9 protein-coding genes are annotated in these 7102 nt (G+C 27.4%); 6 read left to right on the forward strand and 3 right to left on the reverse strand.

Annotated elements, in window-relative coordinates; translation table 11 throughout:
- Together JWF52_RS18675 and JWF52_RS18680 are read left to right on the forward strand one after the other, a co-directional pair.
- A partial coding sequence (locus JWF52_RS18675; RefSeq protein WP_208334974.1) for a C40 family peptidase occupies nucleotides 1-453 on the forward strand: 453 nt, incomplete at its 5' end.
- A 168-nt stretch (nucleotides 454-621) separates the two neighbouring features.
- Entirely contained in the window at nucleotides 622-1029 is a 408-nt protein-coding gene (locus JWF52_RS18680; RefSeq protein ID WP_208334975.1) for a hypothetical protein, read from the forward strand.
- 494 nt (nucleotides 1030-1523) lie between these two features.
- Here the strand turns inward: JWF52_RS18680 and JWF52_RS18685 are convergent, their stop codons facing one another.
- From JWF52_RS18685 to JWF52_RS18695, 3 genes are read right to left on the reverse strand one after another with little or no spacing between them, the layout of a single operon-like run.
- Nucleotides 1524-2096, reverse strand: coding sequence for a manganese catalase family protein (locus tag JWF52_RS18685; protein ID WP_208334976.1), 573 nt, complete (start codon nucleotides 2094-2096; stop codon nucleotides 1524-1526).
- A gap of 30 nt (nucleotides 2097-2126) precedes the next feature.
- A complete protein-coding gene (locus tag JWF52_RS18690; protein ID WP_208334977.1) occupies nucleotides 2127-2396 on the reverse strand; it encodes a spore coat protein CotJB in 270 nt (89 codons plus the stop codon).
- Nucleotides 2393-2608: a spore coat associated protein CotJA gene (locus JWF52_RS18695; RefSeq protein WP_208334978.1), complete on the reverse strand. Its 216-nt coding sequence runs from the start codon at nucleotides 2606-2608 to the stop codon at nucleotides 2393-2395. The genes JWF52_RS18690 and JWF52_RS18695 overlap by 4 nt, the downstream gene beginning before the upstream one ends.
- Before the next feature lie 216 nt (nucleotides 2609-2824).
- Between JWF52_RS18695 and JWF52_RS18700 the strand changes: the two genes are divergently transcribed.
- The 4 genes from JWF52_RS18700 (at nucleotide 2825) to JWF52_RS18715 (ending at nucleotide 7087) form a co-directional block, all read left to right on the forward strand.
- Entirely contained in the window at nucleotides 2825-3685 is an 861-nt protein-coding gene (locus JWF52_RS18700; protein ID WP_208334979.1) for a tRNA 2-thiocytidine biosynthesis TtcA family protein, read from the forward strand.
- A gap of 106 nt (nucleotides 3686-3791) precedes the next feature.
- A complete protein-coding gene (locus tag JWF52_RS18705) occupies nucleotides 3792-4808 on the forward strand; it encodes a 3'-5' exonuclease (protein WP_208334980.1) in 1017 nt (338 codons plus the stop codon).
- 100 nt (nucleotides 4809-4908) lie between these two features.
- Entirely contained in the window at nucleotides 4909-6102 is a 1194-nt protein-coding gene (locus JWF52_RS18710) for an MORN repeat-containing protein (protein ID WP_208334981.1), read from the forward strand.
- 31 nt (nucleotides 6103-6133) lie between these two features.
- On the forward strand, nucleotides 6134-7087 hold the full coding sequence (locus JWF52_RS18715; protein ID WP_208334982.1) for a S8 family peptidase: 954 nt from the start codon (nucleotides 6134-6136) through the stop codon (nucleotides 7085-7087).
- Nucleotides 7088-7102: the final 15 nt, after the last annotated feature.

Below are 7102 nucleotides of genomic sequence, written 5' to 3' on the forward strand. Positions count from 1 at the left end.
AGCTATAATGGAAAAATAGGATATATGTCAAGCCAATATCTAGGTGACAAAGGATCATCTAATGTACCTAGTAGTCAAAAGGCAGACAAGGTTATAGAATTTGCTAAAACATTATTAGGAAAGCCCTATGTGTGGGGAGCTGAAGGTCCAAGTAGCTTTGACTGTTCAGGATTTACTCAATATGTATTTAAAAAATCTGTAGGAGTTAGCATTCCAAGGGTTTCTAGAGATCAAGCTAAATTTGGTCAATATATAAATAAAAGTGATATTAAAAAGGGTGACTTAATATCATTTGACACTGATGGATCTAATAATGGACAAGTAAGTCATATAGGAATATATATGGGAAATGGACAATTTATACATGCATCATCAAGTAAAAAGAAAGTAATAATATCTGATATGAATGCATACTACAATAATGCATATGTAAACGCAAGAAGAGTTTTATAATAAATATATGACTATATAATCTATTTTTACTTAATAAAGTAAAAATAGATTTTTTTATGTAATAATCAAAGTTAACTTTATTACTGATTGATGAATAAATAACAGGGGATATTGAAAATAATAAATATAAGAGTCAAAAATCAGATGTAAAGTGTAAGGAGTGTAGCAATGGGCCCAGTAACTGATTTTTATCAATTCAAATATAGCAGAAATTGCTATTATATAGATTTATTTATTAACAGAGTTGCAGTTTTAAGTATCGAAGAAGCTTTAAATGAAAGGTTAAGTAGTTTAGAATTACCAAAAGATTTCCAATGTGCATATATGAGATTGAAAGAGATGTTTCAAATATCAAGAGAAAGTACAGATTTTTTATATGTAGAATTAAGAATTAATAAATGTTATTTAAAATATATAAAAAGTTTAAATTGTTACTTTAATGATAGAAATGAATATATGCCTTTAAGAGTCTTAAATGATTACTTACAATCATACCTAATTAAGGATATAGAGAATATATCAAGATTTAGTATATTAAATGAAGATATTAAAGTAAGAGTATTATCTACAATATAAAAACTCTTCCTACCGTAGTAGGGAGAGTTTTTATATTGTAAAATGCACAATTAAAAAACACATAAACAATTTTGTAACAAATGGAAATTTTAGTTAAATAACTGCATATAATATTGTAAAATGAAAGAATATTAGATAAACTTTCAAATTTTAAGCTATAAAAAATTTAGGAGGCAAAATTATGGATAATAGTTTAGATTTAATATACCTTGATTACGAAAGCGAATTAGAATATGATTATACACCAGATTACGATGCTGAATAATGAATGTATACAAAAGATAAATTCATATGAAATATTCGTTTGAATAATTAAATAAATATTATGCAATAAATACTTCAAAGGAGAACTATCGTGTTTAACTTAATAAATAAAATATAAAAACCTCTTATAAGTACATATTGTAGGAGGTTTTTATATTTTATTTATTAAATGAATATGTCACCAACATGTTTATTTATAAACTTCGTTGGCGACATATATTTAGAAAATATTAAAATAATTTTTGACTTTCTTCAAAGTCATATACATCCATTAAAGCCTCACCAAATCTTTGGTAATGAACTATTTCTCTTTCGCCTAAGAATTTTAGTACATTTTTTATATCAGCGTCATCAGTTAGATTTACGAGTTGATAATAAGTTGCTAAAGCTTTTTGTTCAGCTGCCATGTCTTCATGTAAATCAGTAACTGGATTTCCCATAACAGCTATTGTAGACGCACTAAATGGAACACCATTAGCATCTGATGGAAATATTCCAAAACCATTTTGAGCATAGCTTGAACCAAGTCCAGCAGCTCTTAATTGTTCTGGAGTAGCGTCATAAGTTAATTGATAAACCATAGTAGCTATCATTTCAACATGTGCAAGTTCTTCTGTACCGATGTCAGTTAAAAGTGCACGAGATTTTCCAGTAGGCATAGTATAACGTTGGCTTAAATATCTAAGTGCTGCACCTAACTCTCCGTTTGGCCCCCCAAATTGAGTGATTAGATACTTCGCCATTTGCAAATCCCCACCTTTAAGGTTAACAGGATGCTGTAAAGTTTTTTGATATATCCACATAAAAATTAATCCTCCCAGTAGTTTTGATATCTAATAATTAACTTCTCTATCCCAAGGCCAAGGTTGACAAACCCATTGCCAATTATTGCAATTACTTGTTGAATGACCAAAATTTGTTAGTGGTCCATACTTACTCTCATAAGCACACTTAGCCTGCATAAATTGTTTACTTAATGAATTAAAAGTGTTTACAGCTTTTTGATCTTCTGGATGTGTATCTAAGTATAGATTCATATCTAAGCATGCAAAACATAATTCTTGTATTCTTAATAAAAGTTCTCTTCTAGATTCTTTTCTCATTGTTTTTTACCTCCAGATCTTTTTATTATAGGTGTAGAGTATAGGTCTTTGTTGTACATTAAAGATTCCCATAAGTATAATTCTGGAAATAAAGTTCCGTGTTGCAAGGCAGCACAAGGATTATACATTTTTGTAAAAACCTGATCATTTACATAAGGTCTTGCAAGAGAACATCCACAGTTTTGAGAAACGCCCCTGTTGTCATTTTGCATTGAATATTCCTCCTAAATTAAAAGTTAGATAATAATTATCTAATATATATTATTCGTACAAGTAAATTTTGTTCCTAAAAAGGATGCATATCTTTTAATTGACAAATAATAAGAGTACAAAATAAATAATAATAGATTAATTTAGGTATCACTTGAACTAAGAATAGAATATATGATAAAATAATTTGCATGTTTGCATAATAATGAGGTGATAAAATGAGCGAATTAGCAGGAAAAGGCTGTGAGATTATAGTACCTTTTGATGAAAGACAGCCATTAAAAGAAATAGAAAGAAGTGTAATAAAAAGATATAGAAAACATTTATGGTCAAAATTTATAAAAGCTATAAGAGATTATAAACTAGTAGAAGAAGGAGATAAAATAGCAGTAGCTATATCTGGCGGAAAAGATAGCTTACTTATGGCAAAAATGTTTCAAGAATTAAAAAGACATGGACAAGTTAACTTTGAAGTGGAATTTATTGCAATGGATCCAGGGTATCATGAAGATATTAGAAAGTTACTTATAGATAACTGTGAGTATTTAGATATACCAATACATTTATTTGACTCAAGAATATTTGAAATAGCTGATGAAATAGCTAAAGATTATCCTTGCTATATGTGTGCTAGAATGAGAAGGGGAGCATTATATTCTAAAGCTGAAGAACTAGGATGTAATAAACTTGCACTTGGGCATCACTATGATGATGTTATAGAAACAACAATGCTTAATTTATTGTGTGCTGGAAACTTTAAAACTATGTTACCTAAGTTAAATTCTACAAACTTTGATGGTATACAAATAATAAGACCTCTTTACTATATAAGAGAAGAACATATAGTAAGATTTATACAAAATAGTGGTATATGGCCATTAAATTGTGCTTGCATGGTTGCAGCTAAAAAGACAGGTAATAAGAGATATGAAATAAAAGATTTAATAAAGAGTTTAGAGCCACAATTTAAAGATGTAGAAAAATCTATATTTAAAGCAGCTGAAAATGTTAATATAGATTCAGTGTTAGGATGGCAAGAAGATGGAGTTAAGCATTCTTTCATGGAAAAATATGAATAAATAGTTAAATTATAAAACCGTTGATGAAAAATTCAACGGTTTTTTACTATGTATAGATAAAAATGATAAAATATAATTAGATGTACTTAGAAGGGGTGAGTTTATATTGAAAAAAATATATATAGACTTTGAAATGAATATGCCAAGTTCTAAAAATAAAAGAGATATGTTAGATGCAGATATAATAGCTATAGGTGCAATAAAGTATGATACGGACACTGGAGAAATAGAAGAGTTCAAATCTTTAATAAAACCAGTTGGTAATATGCATATATATCCACATATAGAAGAACTAACTCATATAACTCAAGATGACTTAACAAAAGCACCTACTTATGAGATTGTTATGAGGAAGTTTAAAAAATGGTTAGGGACATTTTCGCAAATTGAGGGCATATATACATTTGGGAGTTTAGATTTAACATGTTTTAATAATACTGATAAAAAAAGTGCGAAAAAACACAATCATCCACGTTTTATAAATAACATTAGAAATTTATTTGTAGATATAAAGGATAAGTATTTATCTAATGGAATAAGGTGCATGAATTATATTTCTTTAAAAAACTTATTGGGATGCGCTAACATTGAGTTTTTAGGAGATGCACATGACCCTCTATACGATGCTTATAATTTATATATATTAGATGATGCACTAGAAAATAATGAAAATATTAGAGATATATTAGTAATACAAGATATAGTTAAACCACCATTTAGTATAATTAATGAAAAATTAGAAGAAAAATTTGAAGAATATAAAAAATATTTTTATAAAAACGAAGGGAACTATAATGAATTAGATATGTCTATTGAAGTATTAAAAACTATAAGATTATATGTTGAAACTATAAAGGATATTGATATATATAATATAGATGTACTTAGGGATATAAATAAAAAATTAGATATTTTAGAAAATATAAAAGATATAAATATAGGATACATGTATTTATTAGAAAACTTTTATTTTGATATGAAAGACATTTTAGAAGATTTAATGCTTTATAAATTAAATGAAACTGAATATAAAGAAGAGCTTAATAATATTATAAACTTATTTGATGAAGATTTAAGTTATGAGAATATAAATTGTAGAGACTTCTTAGAAGAGAGCTGTTAATAAAATTATTTTATTAACAGCTTTTAAATTGTGTATCAAGTAGTCTAAAGCTAGTAGTTGCTAAATATAAATTATATATAGAAAGGAGGCAAATTAAATTATGGAACAAATTCTGAATTATATAACTATTATATTGAAGGTATTTATTTGTTTATGGGCTGTATTTATAGTAACTATTTTAATAAAATTCATATTTACATTTAAAAAGAATAAAAATAAAACAATGTCAAGAGGAAGCTTAGAAGGTTATAAATTTAATTTAGAAGGGAAAATAAAAAATAAAAAAGATAAATACGATTATAAAGAAGAGTATAATTTAAATGGAGAAAAAATAATAAATTATGATAATGGAGATAGGTATAAAGGAGAATTAATAAACGGTAAGAAAAATGGATTTGGAGTATGTATATTTTCTAATAAAGAAAGATATGAGGGTCTATGGAAAGATGATATGATGCATAGTGTAGGAAAATATACATATAACAACGGAGCAGTATATAGTGGAGATTTTAAATATGGGATAATTGAAGGATTAGGAATGTATACTCACACTAATAAAGATATATATAAAGGTTATTTTAAAAATAATAAAAAAAATGGCAAGGGAGTTTTATACTATAAAGATGGCAGTAAATACAGTGGTATGTGGGAAAATAATTTACAGTGTGGGGAAGGCAAACTAATAAAATCAAATGGAGATGTATATGAAGGAGAATTTAAAGGTTCAAAGATAAATGGAAAGGGAGAGTATAGATATAAAGATGGTAGTAAATACATAGGAGAGTTTAAAGATAATGTGTTTCATGGGCACGGATGCTATACAGAATCTAGTGGGAATATATATGAAGGAGAATTTAAATATGGATTAAAGAGAGGAAAGGGCATATATAAATTTAGAACAAATGAAGTTTATGAAGGAGATTTCAAAGACGATTTATTTGATGGAATAGGTAGGTATACATATAATGATAAAAGTATTTATGAAGGAGATTTTAAAAATGGAAAAAGAGATGGGATAGGTACATATACTTGTGAGTTATATAAATATGTTGGAGAATGGAACGAAGATAAAAAAGAAAAAATAGGTACTTTCTATTTACCGCTTAAAGCTAAATTAGAAGTAGTTATAGAAGATGAAAAAATAGTACAAGGGGTATACAAAATAGAAGGTGAAGAAGATTTATATTTATATGAAATAGATATAAATGAAAAGGATGAAAAGAAGATAATATCAAATATAGAAAGTTATTTAAAAAGAGATAGTATTCACAATAATCAATTCAAATATATATAATTAAATATAAAACAAGTTTGGAGTGATTATATTGAAGATAAAACAAGAAGATTTAACTGTGAAATTAATTCCATTTACTTTAGATAGAGAAGTTAGAAGAAAAGATACAAAAGCCCCATATGGAGTAGATATGATAAAAGCTAAAAGTATATGGGAAGAGTCTCAAATGGGCGAAGGTGTGAAAGTTGCCGTAATAGATTCAGGCTGTGATATTAACCATGAAAGTCTTAAAAATAATATAGTAGGTGTTAAAAACTTTACTGATGAAGATGGAAAAAAATCAGATATAGTTATAGATAGAGTTGGACATGGAACACATGTAACTGGAACTATAGCTGCTAATGGAGGAAATAATACCATAGTTGGAGTAGCGCCAAATGCTCAGATTTATGTATTAAAAGCTATAGATAAAACTGGATCAGGTAAGTTAAGCTGGGTAGTAAATGCTATTTATTATGCGATTGAGCAAAATGTAGATATAATATCCATGTCACTTGGGATGTCACAAAATAGTGAAAAATTAGAAAAGGCAGTAAAAGAAGCTATAAACAAACATATTTTAGTTGTATGTGCAGCAGGAAATGATGGAGATGGAAACTCTAATGACTTTGAATACTCTTATCCAGCAGCTTATATGGATGTAATATCAGTTGGAGCAGTTGATAAAAAAGGAGTTCCTGCTAGTTTTAGTAATGCAAATTTAGCTGTTGATGTAGTTGCACCAGGTGTAAATATATTGTCAACTTATCCAAATAATCAATTTGCTATATTAAGTGGAACAAGTATGGCAACTCCACATGTAAGTGGAAGTTTAGCTCTTCTTAAAAATTGGTCTAAAAAAGAGTTTCAAAGAAATTTAAACCAAAGAGAACTATATGCTCAGTTAATTAAACATACCAAAGTATTAGATTATTCAAGAGCAGTACAAGGAAATGGACTTGTTTATTTGGCAGAAGTAAAAGTAAAGAAAAAAACAAAATACTAAAAAAAGAAACTCTTA

The sequence above is a fragment of the Clostridium sp. CCUG 7971 genome (assembly GCF_017590215.1).
Taxonomy (GTDB): Bacteria; Bacillota; Clostridia; order Peptostreptococcales; family Peptostreptococcaceae; genus Faecalimicrobium.

Bases quoted from the DNA above. Each gene is read 5' to 3' on its own strand.
- JWF52_RS18680 (WP_208334975.1), top strand. From the start codon at position 622: ATGGGCCCAGTAACTGATTTTTATCAATTCAAATATAGCAGAAATTGC.
- JWF52_RS18685 (WP_208334976.1), bottom strand. From the start codon at position 2,096: ATGTGGATATATCAAAAAACTTTACAGCATCCTGTTAACCTTAAAGGT.
- JWF52_RS18690 (WP_208334977.1), bottom strand. From the start codon at position 2,396: ATGAGAAAAGAATCTAGAAGAGAACTTTTATTAAGAATACAAGAATTA.
- JWF52_RS18695 (WP_208334978.1), bottom strand. From the start codon at position 2,608: ATGCAAAATGACAACAGGGGCGTTTCTCAAAACTGTGGATGTTCTCTT.
- JWF52_RS18700 (WP_208334979.1), top strand. From the start codon at position 2,825: ATGAGCGAATTAGCAGGAAAAGGCTGTGAGATTATAGTACCTTTTGAT.
- JWF52_RS18710 (WP_208334981.1), top strand. From the start codon at position 4,909: ATGGAACAAATTCTGAATTATATAACTATTATATTGAAGGTATTTATT.